Origin of the sequence: Methylobacterium frigidaeris, assembly GCF_022179185.1 — a bacterium.
Taxonomy (GTDB): domain Bacteria; phylum Pseudomonadota; class Alphaproteobacteria; order Rhizobiales; family Beijerinckiaceae; genus Methylobacterium; species Methylobacterium frigidaeris.
The window spans coordinates 1-1,042 of record NZ_BPQJ01000122.1 but is presented as its reverse complement, the minus strand read 5'-3'; the positions used below and the strand labels follow the sequence as shown (position 1 = coordinate 1,042).

Annotated in this window: 2 protein-coding genes; both read left to right on the top strand. The window is 78.1% G+C overall.

Annotation, left to right across the window (positions count from 1 at the left end):
* Positions 1–471 (top strand): hypothetical protein (locus tag MFF64_RS36495; RefSeq protein ID WP_238193904.1); only part of this gene is annotated, 471 nt, incomplete at its 5' end.
* Positions 472–650: 179 nt separating this feature from the next.
* Positions 651–974 (top strand): hypothetical protein, encoded by a 324-nt coding sequence (locus MFF64_RS36490; RefSeq protein ID WP_099901530.1) that lies wholly within the window; start codon positions 651–653, stop codon positions 972–974.
* Positions 975–1,042 lie beyond the last annotated feature (68 nt).

Below are 1,042 nucleotides of genomic sequence, written 5' to 3'. Positions count from 1 at the left end.
AGGGTCTCTGGGTCCTTGGCAGTTCTTCGCGCAATGTTGCTCGCGGTGCTGGCGATGGCCGTGGCCATCGCCCCGGCGGCGCCGTGCACGATGCAGCGCCACGCCGCGGCCGACCACGCCGCCGTCGACCAGGCCCCCGCCGACCCGCACGCCCAGCATCGGCCCGCAGCCGGCCCCGCCGACGCGCCCGCGGCAGCGAGCGGCCAGGCGGACGGCGCGGACGTCCCCGAGTGCCACCGGCTCGCCTCGGCCGGCCAGCACCACCCGGACCCGCACGGCCACCACACGCGGCCGGCCGGCTGCGTGGCCACCTGCTGCCCCCTGGCCTGCCAGGCGGCCCTGCCGGACGCGCCCTGGTCGGGCACGGCGCTGGTCCTGCGCCCCTCCGAGCCCATCGGCCTGGCCCAGGAGGACGGCGTCGCCCAGCCGCGTCCCCTGCGCATCGAGCGGCCCCCCAGGCACCGCGCCTGACCGCGGCGGGCCAGACGCCCGCCCCCTCCCGCCGCTCCCGGCCGCGCCCTGACCAGGATCCTGCCTGCGCAGGCCGCGCCCGGCCCGGCCGGCTCAGCTGCGCCTGCCCGCGCCCCCTCCCTGTCCGCCGGTCCGCGCTCCTGAGCGCGGCCGCCAGCCCCCGTTCGGGATCCGAAGCGATGCTCACCTTCCTCAGGCCGGCCGTGGCGCTCACGGCCTTGGCGCTCACGGCCTTGCCGCTCGCGGCCTGCGTGCCCACCGCCGCGCCGGACTGGCTGGTTGCCCCGGCCAACCCCGCCGCCGCCGTGCGCGCGCCGCGCTACTCCGCGGTCACCGCGGGCGTGGCGCGCTACGACGTGGTCGATCCCAAGGACTGGCGCGAGCTCAACCGCGCCGTGACACCGAGGTCCGGCTCGGGCGGCATGGAGGGCATGGACCACTCCCGCATGCCCGGCATGACCATGCCCGGCCTGGGCGGCAAGCGCGACACGGGAGGGCGGTGATGCGCGAGCCCTGTAACCAAACCCCGCCCGCCCACGGACTCACCCCCAAAGGGAACCCACGGATGACC